Source organism: Peribacillus sp. YIM B13477 (assembly GCF_042787955.1).
GTDB lineage: Bacteria > Bacillota > Bacilli > Bacillales > DSM-1321 > Peribacillus > Peribacillus frigoritolerans.
Genome location: NZ_JBHZPD010000003.1, coordinates 106,409 through 122,516 on the forward strand (window position 1 = coordinate 106,409; position 16,108 = coordinate 122,516).

Sequence of the window (16,108 nt, forward strand, 5' to 3'; positions counted from 1 at the left end):
GTTCACCTGGTTAATAGTTCTTCCCATTCTTCAAGCGAAAGTTTTTCGGTCATATGCTTATATGCATCAGGGACTTTTATCGAACACATAAGTTCGAGACTATTGCCATCAGGATCATTGAAATAGACGGAAGCGTTTCCTTGGTTCGGCCGTACAAATGGTTCAATCGTTGTCCTTTTTCCAAAAGGGACGACTTCAATTTGCAAGGATTTGAGCCAAGTTAATGCATTTTTCATATTATCATAAGTTACCCGAAAGGCGATATGCCTTAGTGAAGGGTGGTATGGAGTTTGATATTCCTTCCCATAAGCCGACCCAGCTTTTGTTTTCCTCGATCCAAAAAAAGGCAGTATCTTCATCCCTCCAAGCTAGCTTCAAGCCTATTTTCTTATAAAAATCCATGGAGATGTCCAGGTTCTTGACTGGTAAATGGGCTTCATATAAACCTTCTATCATATTAGATTCTCCTTTCTCCTTTTAAGTAAACCAACTCTTTTGCCGGGAAAATATCTCCCAATTATTTACTCTTAAGTCCTTTGCGACCATCAAGCGGTCTATCCTCTGTTAGTTTAAAGGGAAGGTCCTTTCTGTGACAGCCGCTGCCGCTGCCTCCCCCTCTTTTCACAATTAAAAAATGGAATGCGTTCTATTATATAGAAGGAATTGGATTTAAAGGTTCCTACTATAATGGAAGAATGTTAGCTTTTGACCCGAATCCGCACCAATTTCTTCATTAATCGAAATCCGTTCAAAACCGTTTTTAACCAAAACCTTTTGGGAGGCGATATTGTCACTTGTCGTTTTGGCCTGTATTTGCTTCACATTCAAATCCGGTGCCAGCTTCATCAAAAGCTTTAAAGCTCATTCGCAATCCCTTTTTGCGTAAACGCTTCACCGATTCTATAACCGACATGAGCCGTACCCTTGATGGGGTCGATATCCACAAGATTAATCCTGCCGACGATTATGCCTGAACCATCCTTAATCAAATAAAAAGAGGAGATGGCCCCTTGTTGTTCTTTTAATAATTCCTTATGCCTGATTCCAAACGTTCCAAAGCTATAATAATCATCACCCCGTCCTGGGACCGTTTGTTCGAAAAACCTTCTATTATTGCATTCAAATGCAAATAACGCCTGTGCATCCCGTTCATTAAGCCTGTCAATGTATATATCCATCATTCTTTCACCCTTTCAAAAAAAACGCTAAGCATATACATTCAAGAAAACAAAGAGCTTATCCTTCCTGATAAATAAATATAGAATATTCTTTCATTCAACAGTTTTTAGGCAGCATCCAGTACCTTCTATTTTTAAACATTCGATGGTACAAACAAACCGTTTATATCGATAACACTGTCGCATATTGACAAAATTTGATACCCTCAATACCATATCATTCCAAGTGCGAATGGACCCATCATACCTACTACCTTCGATAAAAATCCAAAATTATTGAGAATAAATCTTTTTACACACGTTGTATTAAGTGTAAAAGCTTTTACAAAAAAACAAGGGGAATCATGTCATGAAGTCTACTGATAAAAATTTTATCGAGCGGTTGCAACGCCAAGAAGAAGACGCATTGGAGTTCATAGTGGATACCTATTTGCCACTAATCAAGGGGGTCACATATAAGGTTCTCTCTCCTCTTAGGAACGACGGTGTCATGGAAGAATGCATCAATGATATTTTTCTTTCAATCTGGAACAATTCAATAAAGTTCCATGGGGATACAACTGATTTCAGAAAATGGATTTGTGCGATCGCTAAGTTTAAAGCGATTGATTATTACCGAAAAGCCATGAAGAAAATGGAGCTTACATCAGGTTACACAGAAGTAGATCCAGAAAAATCTGCAGAAGACGAACTGATTATACTGGAAGACAGAAAAGAACTGCTTCAGTTAATTGCCCTTTTAGAACCTGTAGATCGGGATATTTTTATCATGAAGTACTTTCTTGGTTTAAAAAATGAGGATATCTCGATAAAACTCGGGTTGACCAAAGCATCAATAGATAATCGAATTTATAGGGGAAAAAAGAAGCTAAGTCAAAAAGCTACGAATCTTAAGTTAGGAGGCAGTGTGGTATGAAGGATATTTATGAATTATTAAATGATATAGACATAGACGAAACTGAATTTAAGGAAATGGAAGTCACCGAACTAGAAAAAGCTAAAGTCAAAAGAACCCTAAAAAAATCAATAAGCAAGAAGAAAAAAATGAAACGCTGGCAAAAGAATGTTCTGGCTGCTTCTATTATATTCGGGTTATCCACCGCAACGATTGGTTTATCGTTCACGGCTTCTGCTAAAAGCATTCCTTTGATGGGAGATATTTTCAGCTATTTTAGTAATGAAAACTCAGGTCTCTCCGATGATATCAAGAATGGAAAGGGTCTTTATAGTGATTATAAGGCCTACTCTAACGAAATTGGCCTTACTAAAGAAAGCAATGGCCTTACTTTCACGATAAATGACGCCATTTATGACGGAAAAACGGTAACCATCACTTATATTATAGAAAGCGAAGAAGATTTGGGTGACGGATCATTCTTTATTCCCAGCCCGAATATAAAAGAAATGAAAGCCCAAGGAGGATCGGATGGAATTTCAAAAGTAGCTGATAAAAAATATGTAGGCTTATTAACGGTTAGTAACTTAGAAGATCTTAAAGTAGATAAGGTAAATATAGACTGGGATATAAACAGCATTGGTATTACCGACATGGATAAAGAGATAAAAGGAAATTGGGACTTTGCCTTCTCTCTAAAGGCAACTGAAAGCAACGAGAAGGTCATCAATAAAAGTGTGAATCAACACGGTGTAAAAGTATCCGTCAAAAAACTATCGATCTCGCCAATGTCCTTTGTGGTTGATTATCATCAAGAAGTGTCCGACTCAGTCAAAAACAAATGGGATGAAGCCTATTTGGAGTTGTCCATTAGAGATGACTTAGGAAATGTGTATGCTGGTCAAGGTAACGGAGGAAGCGGTATCGATTCTTATAATTTGAACTTCAGCAAAACATTTCAAAAAATCGATCCAAACGCTACGAAACTGATTGCAACACCACATGTAACATTACGTAATTTCACTTCAGAGAACCACGGAGAAGCAACCATAACGGAAGATGGTGAAGAAAAGGTGTCATCCTTCCCAACCAAACCAAGTAGTGCTCCAAAAGAGTTGGTATTGGATGAAATCGTGATTGATTTGAAGAAATAACAATTTTACCTACAAGAGGTATACTGAACCCTAGATCCTAGAGTGGAGAAAGGTTCATGTATATCTCTTTTTTGTGACTTCTTATTCAGTCCATGAATAGATAAATACATGAATTAGTTGAAAAGTCAAAAATAAATTATTTTCTTCTGGTAAAAAATCAGCGGATGATGTATCATAGGCTTCAGATATTTATTATTCTCATTTGGTTAATCGGAATTAGGAGGAATATATATGATTGGTTATGTGTTTTTAAATCTTGCCATAATGCTCGTTCTTTTAGGCGTTTTATTTTACATGAATAAGGAGCATATTTCCTTTACAAAAAGGGTCTTTACTGGACTTGGTTTAGGAATTGTATTCGGACTTCTTTTGCAGTATTTCTATGAACCTCAGTCAGAGGCGATCGTTAAATCGGTCGATTGGTTTAACATTGTAGGTTCCGGCTATGTCAAGTTCCTGCAAATGATCGTCATGCCACTTGTCTTCATTTCAATCTTATCCGCATTCACAAGATTGAAACTGACTAGCAATATTGGAAAGATTAGTATCCTGATCATCGGAATCCTGCTTGGAACGACTGCGATTGCAGCAGCTGTCGGGATCACATCGGCAACTGTTTTCAATTTGGAAGCCGTTCAAATTGAGCAAGGGGAAGCGGAGTTAAGCCGCGGGGATCAAATATCGGAAACATACGGTACGATTCAGGATAAAACGATGCCGCAGCAAATTCTTGAATTGATTCCGTCCAATCCGTTCCTTGATTTAACGGGTGCACGTCCGACATCAACCATTTCCGTTGTAATTTTTGCTGCATTTCTTGGGATTGCCTATTTAGGAGTCAAAAGGAAACAGCCTGAACATGCTGAATTTTTTGCTAAAATAGTAGATACATTGCACAGCATCATCATGCGCGTAGTAACATTGATCCTGCGTTTAACACCTTACGGGATCTTGGCGATCATGACTAAGACGGTAGCTACGAGTGATTTGGATGCCATCCTGAAATTAGGGAAATTCGTAGGTGCCTCATATGTGGCCCTGATTGTCATGTTCCTTATCCATTTGCTATTGCTGATGCTTGCAGGATTGAATCCAATCGTATATTTGAGAAAAGCTTTCCCAGTATTATCGTTTGCCTTCACTTCAAGAACAAGTGCTGGTGCTCTGCCATTGAACATCCAAACACAGAAACAACTAGGGGTGTCCGAAGGTATTGCCAACTTTGCCGGATCCTTCGGCTTGTCGATCGGTCAAAACGGCTGTGCCGGAATCTATCCGGCCATGTTAGCGGTTATGATCGCTCCAACGGTTGGGATCAACCCGCTAGATCCTTCCTTTATCGCCATGTTGATTGCCATCGTGGCCATTAGTTCTTTCGGGGTTGCAGGTGTAGGCGGAGGAGCAACATTCGCTGCCATCCTTGTATTATCTGCAATGAACCTGCCAATCGCCTTGGCCGGCCTGTTGATTTCCGTCGAGCCATTGATCGATATGGGAAGAACAGCCGTGAATGTCAGCGGAAGCATGACTTCCGGTATTCTGACTAGTAAAATAACGGGCGACCTGGATAAAGAACAGTTCAGCGAAGAAACATCTTTGAAAATTGAAGCTGAAATGTAAAAGAAAAAAGCATCGGACTTCCTGTCATGGGAGGTTCGATGCTTTTTTTCATAGGCTTTACATTCAGCATTACTCTTGTCATATATGGCATAGGCAACAAGTTCAAAACCCGGCCAATAATTTTCCAACTTTGCTTTAACCAAGTCTTCAGCCATTCGATCAAGATGATGAGGCATTCTTTTCCTCCCTCCACTGTTTCCATTCGATTAAAAACATAATACCATATATATTTTACATAAATACCCAATCATTCAATAAAAAAAAGCCGCTGTAACATATCAACTCATGGGAGCGAATATTCTTACAGTGGCTTTTTCCTGTGGTCACTTTTTAAATTGCCTTGCTGCATAATGATTGGCCTGAAAACCAGGTAGCGCATGGAAGGTATACTGGACGGCTGCATATACACCGCATGCAAGGAGGATTCCTGCGAGTACATCCAATACAGCATGCTGTTTCGTAAATAGCGTGGAGAGGATGATCAGTGTTCCGAATGCAGTGACACTGGCATACTCCCATTTGTGCTCTTCTTTCCGCTTATGGGCGACGATCATCATGATGAATGTGGTCAGTACATGTATGCTGGGAAGGCAGTTGACAGGTTGATCATGACTATAGATGAACCGCATTAACTGGGCAAAGATATCGTTGCCCACGACTTCTGGACGCGGAACTGTCGTTTGCCAAAGGCAATATACAAGAAAACAGAGAAGTTTCCCTGATATCAAACTGCCTAATCCTACGAAATAGTGCTTTCGGTCAACAAAGCAATAGTAAATCAGCAATCCATAAATATACGGATACCAAAGTAAATAAGGAACGGCAAATTCTTTAATAAAGGGAATCTCCCCATCTATTATAGTCGTAACATCGACAGCATGACCTGAAGATTGATTGATGATTGAATAGATGGAACTAGTAATCATCAAAAGTAATAAATAATATAACGGGTGAAAGGATAGTATGGAATTGTTTTTCATAGCTCGCTCCGGCTTTCAATATATTAGTTTTTTTCCAAAGATTATTATACTACATTTTTCACTGGATTAACTCTTTTATCGCTAAAGTTAATGAATCCCATGAACTAGTAAAATGGATATCTCTTACTTTTAATCCGACTAAAATACATAACGAAAGCCATGGCATATACCACGGCTTGATATGAAACTTATATGCGGGAAGGCAAAAGTGATCACTCCGCCATCTCTAGATTTTGTTATGGCGTTTTTTCCATACATACGTTAAGGAAATGAAGATGTAGATGCAAAGAGTAATGATCGTAACGACTATGGATGTCGTGAAAATGATTCCGATCAGGATCGTTATTAAAGCGATGATCGCAGCCCAAGTCGTATACGGGAACCATTTTACCCTATAGGCACTTGTTTTTCCGGACTGTTGTTTACGTGATTTCAAATGGGCGAAAGCAATGATCAACCAGATGAATAATACGGTATATCCAAGCGAACCCATTAGGAAATCGAAGGTCTTGCTTCCAGCAAATAAAGAAATCAATACACCGCCATATAAAGCGGAAGTACACATTAAGATTGCGGGAACAGGTACTTTCTTCTTGGATAAACGGGAAAAGATTTTCGGAACGCGACCATCCACGGCTTGTGTATACAGAACGCGGGATGAACCATACAACCCGGAGTTCATCGATGATATGATCGCTAATAGGACAACGGCATTCATGATATGGTCGGCACCTGGAATCCCGATCATTTGAAAGACCATTACAAACGGACTTTCCTTCACCCCGTTTACTTCGTTCCAAGGAATTAAGCTAACGATGATGAAAAAAGGAATGATATAGAAAGAAATGATCCTGACCAATGTACTGCGAACGGCCTTTGGAACCACTTTTTCAGGATTTTTCGTTTCAGCTAATGTGACCCCGATGATTTCCGTACCGCCATATGAATAGATTACCACCAGCATCGCCGTGATCAACCCTGTCGATCCATTCGGAAAGAAACCGCCATGTTCGGTCAAGTTAGAAAAGCCGACCGCTGTATGATCACCAAAAGTAACGAGCAGCAACAATAATCCAGCCATGATGAACACAATGATGACCGTAATCTTAATTAAAGCAAGCCAGTACTCCGTTTCAGCAAAAACCTTCACCGACAGCAAGTTAACCGCAGTAACCAAAACCGAAACAGCTAATGCCAATATCCAGATTGGATATCCGGGCAGCCAATATTGAAGGAAAATCGCCGCAACCACTGATTCGGCCGCGATATTCAACACCCACATTTTCCAATAAATCCAATCCAGGAAATAGGCAGGATACTTTCCTAAGATCGATTGGACCAAATCCCTGAATGTTCGTGCACCGCTGTTGCGGACCGCCATTTCAGCTAAACCTTGCATGATGAATAATAGGATGATGCCTCCTATCAAGTACGCAAGGATTACGGAAGGGCCTGCCATATCAATGGCTGAACTGCTTCCTTTAAATAAACCTGCCCCGATGGCACCACCTAATGCCATCATCGTAATATGCCTTGAAGTCATTGTCCTCTGTAAATTCCGTTTGTCCGTTTCCATATCCTTACCTCCCAAAAATCAAAAAAAGCATATCGTCTCTTCCTTCATAATCAAATGAAGAAAGAGACGATATGCCTTAAGCTTACCGCGGTACCACTCTTATTGGCTCTTTAAAGAACCCTGCTTTACAAACCTTGTAACGAAGGTCAATCGTTAAAACAAAAGAATGGAATCATTCCTATCTTTCGCTTTACCACTCCCAGGCAAGTTCAAAGTATCATTGGACTGCGTTGCACCAACCCGCAGCTCTCTTTACCGAATAATGAGCTTTTACTACTCCTGTTCATTGCGTTTGAAAAATTATATCTGAATATTTTTAATAATATCCCATACTATACGGACTCAAGGTAAATTTGTCAATAACTTTCTTAGGATAATATTTTCAAAGAAACAAATTAGGGGAAATCGTGAAAGCCAGCATTATGAAAATTGTAAAATACTATATAAAATAAAGTTGATGCTCTATCACAGCAACTTCACTAGAATTTTGATCATTTCTACCTTAGGTAATTATTTTCTTCAGTTTAATTATGCACCCCAATGTGACTCACTGCTCATTTACTTTTATGAACCTTCTAAAGTTACTTACAAATCACAGATTAATCCTATATCAAATCTCTATATCCTATAAGAAAAATTCATCGGAAATTCAAATATAAAATTCACCATATATTCTAATTTTTAATTTCCTAAATTTATTAAATTTTAAGAATTTTTTTAAAAAACCCAACTAGTTAAATAGACCTATGTTATTATGTAGTTGAAGTGAAAATTCTACAGGGAGGTAATAGAATGAGCAAATGGTTTATGAGTATCTTAGTCGCATTTATGATTATGTCTACATCATCAGTTTTTGCAGAAGATCAACAAAAATTTGGTCCGTCTGACCTGGTATCAAACGATACAGTAGAAGGTGAAAATTCAGGTGATGACTATACTTTCTCAGTTGATTTATCGGAAATTAAATTAGCCGAAGGTGAAGTAGCTTCTATCCCTTTAGTTCTAGTTCCCACCAATTTAGATAACAACCTTATCCAACCAACATTAGCCTTTCCTGGCCCCGGAGGCATTCTAAATTTATGGGCCGAAGGAAGTAAAGTTAGATACAAAATAACTATGTCTATACCAGCTACTAGTTTTACTGGTACTATGCTTATTACAAATCTTACTTCAGGATTATCCTCTGGGAGAACTTCAGTTTCAGGTTTTAGTGGGTCTGTTTCATATAGAGCGCTATATAATAATAGATATAGTGCACAATTAACCGGTTCAGCAACTTTCCTCGGTAAAGTTGTTTCTTATACTGTTCCAAATTACATTACTTGGGTTTCTAAATAAGAGATATTTTTCAAACAATAAGTAGACAATATTATTATATTGTCTACTTCCATATATAATAGAGTTAAAAGTGAAAGAGGGTTATTCAAGATGATTGGTCATGAACCTAAAGAGTTATTAAGAACTCTGCTAAATGATTATAAAATGCCTGCAGCATCATTAAGTAAAATTACCGGAATATCTGAGCAAGTCATACTAGATTTTGCAAATGGTGAAAATATTCAACCCGCGATAACTCAAACAGAAATGATGGACCTAATAGATTTAGTGGGCCTTTTAGTCATCGGGGTGCCCTCAACCGATGCAAATGAAAGGGTCTCCGCCATAACTCAAGCACTGACCGATGAATTTGGTATACCAGTGGAGACGATTTCCTTATTCTCTAATCTTGAATGTGAAGATATCGAAGAATTCATGAAAGAAAATGCTTCTCTGTCAATTGAGAAAAGATACAGCCTTGCAGTAACCGTCCTTTTTTTGCATTATATATTTAAAAGATGATTATTTTATTTATGAAACACCACCTGGATTTGGCTTTAATTTATGCAACGGAGCTTTTCCAAGGCTAACAAAACGTTTGAGCAACCATGCTTCAGCACACCCCCATGCTGGAGACATGAGGGTGACAACTCCAAGAGTGAAGAACCACTACGATCTTGTGAGGATGAGTGGTTCTTTTTCCGTTTCTTGGCGAACGTAGACAGGATGAGACTGGTTGCTACTGCATAAATATCTCTTTACCATTTCCATATTTAAGTTCAATACCTTCCCCATCTATAATTAGATGGAAAGGCCAAACCATGACCTTCTCCCTATCCATCATCAATAATTCCCACTGGAATAACCGAACACTTCTCCTGTTCACCTAATCAAATCAATAATTCATAAAAGCCCAGACTCTCCTAACCTTTTAAAACACCATCCCTAACCATGATGCAGCCACCATCAGAACCCCAACGACAATCACTATAACCGGTCCTACAACAATTAATCCAAATAGCAGTGAGCCTACTGCGTCCAGGATGATTCGAAATGGTCCTGCTTTTTCCTTCTTATTCTGTTGCTGCGTTAATAAGTCTTCAAGATGACCGACTTTTTGCTTCAATTGCTGCAACTCTTGAATCACTTTTGTCTCCTGGTCCATGAATTACCACCCTCTTTAATTAACAATAAGTGTTAATTCTATTATTTACATCCATTTTTTAAAAGTGAGATATACCCTCGAAACCAAATCTATTTTAAAACTATTTTTTCAAATTCTGTCATCAATGATACAATAACATGGTCTGAAATCAATCCACTCTATAGAACACGTGAGGTATCATATTTTTTATGAAAGCAATACGATTATTAAAGAGTTTTAACTTTTTATATTTTGGACTGCTTGCCATTTTCATTCCGTTTCTCCCAGTCTATCTGGCTGATCAAGGTTTGCGTCCAGCCCAAATCGGATTCATCATCGGTACAGGAGGTTTTGTCACCCTCATTACCCAGCCTTTATGGGGAATGATCAGCGACAAAACAAGGACTATACGAAAAGTCCTGTTGTTACTCATCTTTTTCTCGAGCGTAATCGGTTATTTCCTCTATGATTCAAGCAGTTATCTTCAGCTCATCCTGTTTGCCATGCTGCTATATTTCTTTCTGATGCCGATCGATCCCCTGACGGAAAGCCTCAATTTTACGATGGCAGAGAAATCCGGGATCAGTTACGGCTCCATCCGGACATATGGTGCATTGGGTTATGCGGTCATATCGCTGATCACCGGCTATGTTATGTCATATTTCGGAGCTAACAGCCTTGCATTCCTTTTTGCAGGAATAGGTTTGATCAGCTTCATTGTCAGCTGGATGATGCCTGATGCTCCCGTTTCAGGAAAACCTGTCACCTTAAGCAGCCTTAAGCATTTTTTCAGTAATAAAGAGACGCTTCTCTTTCTGTTATTGGTCTTTATCTGTGCTGTTCCAGCAAGGATGAACGATACCTTCCTTGGAGTATATATCCGGGAACTTGGAGGAAGTGCCAAGCTTGTAGGCTTGACCTGGTTCTTGGCGGCGGGAAGTGAAATCGTTGTATTCGCCCTAAGCTTTTGGTGGCTGCGCAAAGGTAAGGAAATCATCATCATTTCGTTTGCAGCAGCGTTTTTCTTTATCCGTTATTTCGTCTCTGCGTGGATTACCGATCCACAGCTATTAGCTTATTTGCAAATCATGCAACTATTGACTTTCCCGATTTTCTACTCGGCGGCCATCCAATATCTATACCGGATTGTTCCAGTGGAATGGCGTGCCACAGGCCAGACCGTACTGGCGCTGCTATTCTTCGGGGTTTCGGGAATCATTGCATCTTATATAGGCGGAGCCATATATGGAGCATATGGCGGGAAGACCCTTTACTTGTTCATTTCCTCCATCTCCTTTATAGGAATGGTATTCGCTTTGGTTCTTTATCGGATATACGGAACGAGGCTCGATACCGCAGAGGAAGCTGTATAATCTAAAAAAACGGTATAAAAAAGAGCATGTTTTGAATAAAACATGCTCTTTTTACATCCGTTAGCGAAATAAAGGGGCAACCGTCAACATTAACACAGAGGAGCAAAGCAGTATAGTAGTTGTCCTGTTTGAAAGTTTTACTTGTTTGCCATTTTTATAGAAACCTGAAAATTGAAGCCGGTTTTTATAGAGTACATAAAGTAATGGAAAAATTGCCATACCAACGATCCATCCGCCCGTGGTATTCTCTACGGTTATTCCAAAAATCGCATAGATTGAATGAATGATGAGCCCCATAATCATTCCAATAACGAAAATAATGGTGATTATACGAAATAATTCCCAAATCACTCTTAACATCATTTCACCTGCTTTTTTCCTGTAATCCGTAAAAAAGGCTGCAATCAGCAACCTTGAATGAACTTTACAGGATTATTTCCCTAAATATAACAAACTTTCCTCTATTGGAAATAGACGCTCTTTACTCTTCTTCTTGAACGAGCGAATGCTTAAATGCGTAGATCACTGCTTGCGTGCGGTCCTGCACGGCAAGCTTGCTTAATATATTGCTGACATGCACTTTGGCGGTTTTCAGGGCTATGTATAGTTCATCGGCAATTTCCTGATTCGTTTTCCCTTGTGTCATCAGCAGTAAAATTTCCATTTCACGGTTTGTCAATTGATCATGAAGCTGGGTGATTTTTGGGCGACGCAGCTTTTCCATCATTTTTCCCGTCACTTCAGGTTCAAGTACGCTTTGACCCTGGAAAGTGGAACGGACGGCTCTCGCAATCTCGCTGGCCTTTGATGTTTTCAGCATATAGCTCGTCGCTCCGGCTTCCAATGCCGGGTACACTTTTTCATCATCCAGGAAGCTTGTCACAATGATGATTTTCGCTTCTGGCCATTTTTCAATAATTCGTTTCGTCGCTTCTATGCCGTCCATTTCCGGCATCACCAAATCCATCAAAATGACATCCGGACGCAATTCCATTGCCAGTTCTACAGCTTTCAAACCATTGTCCGCTTCCCCGATCACTTCGATATCCGACTGTGCGGATAAATAAGCCGATACCCCTATCCTTACCATTTCATGGTCATCGACAAATAATACTTTAATCATCATGATCACCTCCAGCATTTAATAATGGGATTTTCACTTCAAGTTTCGTTCCTTTATTCGGAACACTTACAATTTGCATCGTCCCGCCTAATTCTACAGCCCGTTCATGCATGTTTTGCAGACCATATGATCCCGTTTTCGATTCCTCGACGTTAAAACCTATGCCGTCATCCGTTATTCGTAAAATGATCATTCCATCACGGACGATCAATAGCACTTCAAGCGAATTCGCTTTTGCATGTCTCAGGGTATTGGAAATCGATTCTTGTAAAATCCGAAACAGATGGTCCTCAATCCCCTTATCCAGAGTGACAGGCTCCATCTTCCAATTTATATCCATCGTCACTTTTTGGGACAATTCCAAAAGAAGCTCCTTCATTCCTTCATGTAGAGATTTTCCCTTTAATGCAACAGGCCTCAAGTGAAGCAATAGCGCCCTCATCTCAAGCTGGGATTGATGAATCATTTCTTCCACTACCTTGAATTGTTTCATTTCCGTTTTTTCCATATCGGATTGTGATTCGGTGATGGCCGACATGAACATCGAAGCGGCAAACAATTGCTGGCTCACCGAATCATGCAGCTCCCTCGCTAAACGGTTTCGTTCCTGGGAAACGATTTCCTGGATCTGTTTCTCCTGATCAATGGCCTTTTCATTCGCCATTTTTTGCGATAATTTAGTCTGCTCATTGATTTGCTTATAGATCAGTTGCATCCGTTCCTCCATTTTAGCCATCTCTTGAATTGGATACGTTTCCTGTTGCGAGGGTAAGCGGCCCTGTTCAAGGAAATGCAGACCTTCATCCACCCTTTCAAGCTGTCTCTTCCAAAACATCCCCGAAACGACTCCATAAATCAGCCCTACCGTCATGACCAGGCTTGGCAAAAATATGACGAAGGGTAATCCCATGACCACTTTCTCCCACAATACACTCCAATCGGATAAAGGAAAGATGAAGAAAACCATAGCCGGCAAAGCAAGGGAAAGAACGAAAGCAACACCAAGGGCAGTCAATATCTGCCGTGTCATTATGCTCATATCCGCTTCACCTCTAAATCGCCAACTAAGATTGAAGTGATGATATGAACCTTGTGATCCGTTTCATTGAACCCTTCCGTTTGGTAGGAATAAATTTGATTAAAGACCCTGGATTCAGGTTTATTTTCAAAAATCCGCGCTCTGCCCGCAATGACAGAATGATGGACCCTGATTTCGATGCCATACGGTACAAGGACTGTGATATTGCCAATGATATTCCTGATGGAAATGACAGCATCGCCTTTCGGTAAAATCGTTTTGCTTAAATCGATAACCGTATCACCGACCCCGCCCTGAACATTCACGGAATTCCATTCATATACATGTTCGGTCGTTTGTTGATGACCAAACAACTTATTTTTAAATAGATAATCGGTTTTCAGCAGTCGTTCCTTATTGATCTTTTCTTCGTCCGAATCATCATTGGTTAAAATGGGACTGACCCAATCAGGATTCTTTTTGGACTGATAATATAAAAGCAAAAGATAAATGAGGATCGCCATTAGGAAAAATCTAAAGACGAACATATTCAAGACTGTGATGATAAGGGAAATCAGCCCTATAAAAAATAGGATTTTCCCGATTGTCCGTTTTGTGAATTTCCTGCCTAAATAGATACAGCCTATTGAAAAAGCGATGGAGAAAAGGAGACCCCCACCCGTAAATGAAATCTCTAAAAAAAGCAGGACGACTCCGATGAGAAGTATCCATCCCATATAGTCCGTCTTCATCTTGTTCAACATCGGTTCGCCTCCCCTGTATATGATCATGATATTCTTAAAAGGCACAGAAACCCGTGCCTTTTAAGAATACCATGAAATTGTCACGTTCTGACAGCCTGTTTTCCCCCGCCCTCCATTCCAAAAGGCCAGGGGATGACAGCGATGCCTAAAAAACTTTACGCTTCTTTCTGTTCCAATTCTTTTTCAAGCTGAACAATCCTGGCATCGATCGTATGCCGATTATAATCTGTATGGACCTGGTGCTCGATTCGATCGATATAATGCTCCATTTCCTCAAACATCGCTACCGGTTTGGCTTCGGAACTGCCTCCGTCCAAAACCCGATTGATCCGGTTGTTTGCCCGGGCAATATTTTCCCTGCCCATCAGTTCCAACCGCTTTAGATGCATATCCTTCAGCTTATGTTTCATTTCTTCATATTTCCGCTCCAGCTCAGCCAACTGAACCTCTGCACTTTTATGCGCCTCTTTCAAACTTTGCGCCCGCTCTTCATAGTGCAGGCTTTCCTTTACAGCAAATTCCATCAAATCGGTCTCTCCCGACTGCTTGGCAATCTCAGCCTGATGCTTACGTTTTTCAGCTAGATTTTGCGCTTGATTATATTCACGCGTAAACTCTTCTTTCAGAAGATATTGACGTTCAAGCAACTTACCGACCTTTTCCGTCTCCTGCTCACATTGACGCAAATATTGATTTAACATCCCAATTGGATTTTTTTGCTCCTTTTTATCCAACAGATCGTGAAAATCAGCCGAAATCGTTTGTTTCATTCTTGAGAATAAATTACCCATTCCAATTACATCCCTTCTATTAGTTCTTATTCAACTCTTTCCACTCTCTTTCAAAATTTGAGAATGGGTCACTTTCTTTCGATGAAGCACTTTCATCATTTTCATTCCATTTTTTATAAACCAGGTAAAGAACATAAGCTGCCACCAGTCCCAATATTGCCGGGATATGGGAAATAGAAACGATCAGCACGATAATGGAGACTGATCCCCACGCAATCTTCGCCCCTGTCGATTCGGACTTCATGAACTGCTTGAACCCAAAGTATAGGATCGCCAAGCAAATCGCCAGGCTGATCAGTGGACCAACGTTCGCCAACAACAGGAAAAGTGCGATCAGTCCTACAATAAATAAACCAAATTTCTTCATTGTTTTCGTCCTCCTTTCTATGTTTATATCTTATCTACTTTCACAAGTTCGTATAATGAGCCTTAGCTATATTTTCTAGTAAGACTTAAGGCGTAGACCCTGTAAGTCCGATGCTAATGAGGAGGGTATTTTACTCGGGAATTTGCACCTTACTTGTAAGTTTGAGCGATATATTCGTGGGTTTGAGTGATATACGCAGAGTTTGAGCGATTTACTCGTGAGTTTCCGCTATTTACTCATAAATTTGCATTTACTCCTGAGTTTGGGCAGTTTACTCGTAAGTTTGAACAGTTTACTCGTGAGTTTGGGCTATTTACTCGTGAATTTTGTGGCTTTACTCGTGAGTTTGCGCTATTTACTCGTGAGTTTGCGCTATTTACTCGTGAGTTTGCGCTATTTACTCGTGAGTTCCGCTATTTACACGTGAGTTTGAGCAATTTATTCGTGAATTTTGCTGTTTTACTCGTAAATTTGCATTTACTCCTGAGTTTGGGCACTTTACTCGTGAGTTTGCGCTATTTACTCGTGAGTTTGAGCAATTTACTCGTGAATTTCCGCTATTTACTCATAAATTTGCATTTACTCGTGAGTTTCCGCTATTTACTCGTGAGTTTGAACAGTTTACTCGTGAGTTTGCGCTATTTACTCGTGAGTTTGAGCAGTTTACTCGTAAATTTGCGCTATTTACTCGTGAGTTTGAACAGTTTACTCGTGAATTTGCGCTATTTACTCGTGAGTTTGAACAGTTTACTCGTGAATTTACGCTATTTACTCGTGAATTTGCGCTATTTACTCGTGAGTTTGAGCA

General features: G+C 39.8%; 15 protein-coding genes, 2 pseudogenes and 1 other annotated feature. Of the genes and pseudogenes, 7 read left to right on the forward strand and 10 right to left on the reverse strand.

Annotation, left to right across the window (positions count from 1 at the left end; all coding sequences use genetic code 11):
• Positions 1–2 precede the first annotated feature (2 nt).
• Together ACFX4H_RS12220 and ACFX4H_RS26835 are read right to left on the reverse strand one after the other, a co-directional pair.
• A pseudogene (locus tag ACFX4H_RS12220) lies at positions 3–456 on the reverse strand (VOC family protein).
• A 213-nt stretch (positions 457–669) separates the two neighbouring features.
• Positions 670–1,178: pseudogene (locus ACFX4H_RS26835) on the reverse strand (GNAT family N-acetyltransferase).
• Between the two features lie 349 nt (positions 1,179–1,527).
• On the opposite strand from ACFX4H_RS26835, the gene ACFX4H_RS12235 reads away from it, so the two are divergent.
• The 3 genes from ACFX4H_RS12235 (at position 1,528) to ACFX4H_RS12245 (ending at position 4,847) form a co-directional block, all read left to right on the forward strand.
• Complete coding sequence (locus tag ACFX4H_RS12235; protein WP_377435401.1) at positions 1,528–2,094, forward strand: sigma-70 family RNA polymerase sigma factor; 567 nt, start codon at positions 1,528–1,530, stop codon at positions 2,092–2,094.
• Positions 2,091–3,227 (forward strand): DUF4179 domain-containing protein, encoded by a 1,137-nt coding sequence (locus ACFX4H_RS12240; RefSeq protein WP_377435403.1) that lies wholly within the window; start codon positions 2,091–2,093, stop codon positions 3,225–3,227. Before ACFX4H_RS12235 ends, ACFX4H_RS12240 begins: the two co-directional genes overlap by 4 nt.
• A gap of 231 nt (positions 3,228–3,458) precedes the next feature.
• A complete protein-coding gene (locus ACFX4H_RS12245) occupies positions 3,459–4,847 on the forward strand; it encodes an L-cystine transporter (RefSeq protein ID WP_377435404.1) in 1,389 nt (462 codons plus the stop codon).
• A 323-nt stretch (positions 4,848–5,170) separates the two neighbouring features.
• On the opposite strand, the gene ACFX4H_RS12250 is transcribed toward ACFX4H_RS12245, so the two are convergent.
• Together ACFX4H_RS12250 and ACFX4H_RS12255 are read right to left on the reverse strand one after the other, a co-directional pair.
• Positions 5,171–5,827, reverse strand: a complete 657-nt coding sequence (locus ACFX4H_RS12250) for a phosphatase PAP2 family protein (RefSeq protein WP_377435405.1) — start codon at positions 5,825–5,827, stop codon at positions 5,171–5,173.
• A gap of 226 nt (positions 5,828–6,053) precedes the next feature.
• Positions 6,054–7,403: an amino acid permease gene (locus ACFX4H_RS12255; RefSeq protein WP_098186247.1), complete on the reverse strand. Its 1,350-nt coding sequence runs from the start codon at positions 7,401–7,403 to the stop codon at positions 6,054–6,056.
• Positions 7,404–7,462: 59 nt separating this feature from the next.
• Positions 7,463–7,699, reverse strand: a binding site (T-box leader).
• A gap of 496 nt (positions 7,700–8,195) precedes the next feature.
• On the opposite strand from ACFX4H_RS12255, the gene ACFX4H_RS12260 reads away from it, so the two are divergent.
• Both ACFX4H_RS12260 and ACFX4H_RS12265 read left to right on the forward strand, forming a co-directional pair.
• Positions 8,196–8,741, forward strand: coding sequence for a hypothetical protein (locus tag ACFX4H_RS12260; RefSeq protein WP_137018636.1), 546 nt, complete (start codon positions 8,196–8,198; stop codon positions 8,739–8,741).
• A gap of 90 nt (positions 8,742–8,831) precedes the next feature.
• Positions 8,832–9,242 (forward strand): HTH domain-containing protein, encoded by a 411-nt coding sequence (locus tag ACFX4H_RS12265; RefSeq protein ID WP_137018635.1) that lies wholly within the window; start codon positions 8,832–8,834, stop codon positions 9,240–9,242.
• A gap of 409 nt (positions 9,243–9,651) precedes the next feature.
• Here the strand turns inward: ACFX4H_RS12265 and ACFX4H_RS12270 are convergent, their stop codons facing one another.
• Entirely contained in the window at positions 9,652–9,885 is a 234-nt protein-coding gene (locus tag ACFX4H_RS12270; protein ID WP_377435406.1) for a hypothetical protein, read from the reverse strand.
• Positions 9,886–10,073: 188 nt separating this feature from the next.
• Between ACFX4H_RS12270 and ACFX4H_RS12275 the strand changes: the two genes are divergently transcribed.
• A complete protein-coding gene (locus tag ACFX4H_RS12275; RefSeq protein WP_052137330.1) occupies positions 10,074–11,237 on the forward strand; it encodes an MFS transporter in 1,164 nt (387 codons plus the stop codon).
• A gap of 481 nt (positions 11,238–11,718) precedes the next feature.
• Here ACFX4H_RS12275 and ACFX4H_RS12280 read toward each other — a convergent pair whose 3' ends face one another.
• From ACFX4H_RS12280 to ACFX4H_RS12300, 5 genes are all read right to left on the reverse strand, one after another.
• A complete protein-coding gene (locus tag ACFX4H_RS12280; RefSeq protein ID WP_034309572.1) occupies positions 11,719–12,360 on the reverse strand; it encodes a response regulator transcription factor in 642 nt (213 codons plus the stop codon).
• Complete coding sequence (locus ACFX4H_RS12285) at positions 12,353–13,399, reverse strand: sensor histidine kinase (protein ID WP_377435408.1); 1,047 nt, start codon at positions 13,397–13,399, stop codon at positions 12,353–12,355. The genes ACFX4H_RS12280 and ACFX4H_RS12285 overlap by 8 nt, the downstream gene beginning before the upstream one ends.
• Positions 13,396–14,142 carry a cell wall-active antibiotics response protein LiaF gene (gene liaF, locus ACFX4H_RS12290; protein WP_034309576.1) on the reverse strand — a complete coding sequence of 249 codons (747 nt, stop codon included), beginning with the start codon at positions 14,140–14,142 and terminating at the stop codon, positions 13,396–13,398. The genes ACFX4H_RS12285 and liaF overlap by 4 nt, the downstream gene beginning before the upstream one ends.
• A 155-nt stretch (positions 14,143–14,297) precedes the next feature.
• Positions 14,298–14,933 (reverse strand): PspA/IM30 family protein, encoded by a 636-nt coding sequence (locus ACFX4H_RS12295; protein ID WP_034309579.1) that lies wholly within the window; start codon positions 14,931–14,933, stop codon positions 14,298–14,300.
• Positions 14,934–14,952: 19 nt separating this feature from the next.
• Positions 14,953–15,300 (reverse strand): lmo0954 family membrane protein, encoded by a 348-nt coding sequence (locus ACFX4H_RS12300; RefSeq protein WP_034309581.1) that lies wholly within the window; start codon positions 15,298–15,300, stop codon positions 14,953–14,955.
• Positions 15,301–15,486: 186 nt separating this feature from the next.
• Between ACFX4H_RS12300 and ACFX4H_RS12305 the strand changes: the two genes are divergently transcribed.
• Positions 15,487–16,108: hypothetical protein (locus ACFX4H_RS12305; protein WP_377435410.1), on the forward strand; the 622-nt coding region annotated here is incomplete at its 3' end.